Source organism: Ferrovum myxofaciens (genome assembly GCF_000735045.1).
Lineage (GTDB): Bacteria > Pseudomonadota > Gammaproteobacteria > Burkholderiales > Ferrovaceae > Ferrovum > Ferrovum myxofaciens.
Genome location: NZ_JPOQ01000438.1, coordinates 1 through 493, shown reverse-complemented (window position 1 = coordinate 493; position 493 = coordinate 1). Strand labels below are relative to the sequence as shown.

The 493-nt window shown below is 45.2% G+C and carries 1 pseudogene; it reads right to left on the bottom strand.

The features are described 5' to 3' along the window. Positions 1–322: pseudogene (locus tag IV91_RS18215) on the bottom strand (hypothetical protein); the annotation flags it as partial. Positions 323–493: the final 171 nt, after the last annotated feature.

Here is a 493-nt window from a genome sequence, read left to right as displayed (position 1 = left end):
ATCGATTCAATCGAAGATTCGACCTGGCAGCGATGGTGCCAAGACTTGCCGTGGCGCTCACGAGTGCAACTCCTTGTTCTGGAAAGAAACTGATGATGCGCACTGAGATAGAGACATAATCAGGTATTTCATTATTTAGACCAGAAATGCTCAATGTTTTAGATGTATCCATCTTTGTGTTTTCTTTGATCCATTCGCCATCCAATTCTGGTTCAAATTTGCTTATTTGTGCAGGCATGCGCAACTGTAAGTTTATGCATATCTTCTTAATAAGTGGAGTGCCGTCGGCAGCAGTCCAGTCGGAGTCATTTTGTTCACGCACAATAAGCAGGTCAATTTTATTTGTATCGGCTTTTGTTTTTGCACCGGCCCCCGGTGTCAGGGAAGATGTCGCGTCACCCGAGTTGATTTAATTTTGGACTGGGGGCGGAAAGTGAACGGAGATGAGCGGATATTCTGAGGAGCGCAAGACGGCGGTGTTGAGGAAATTATT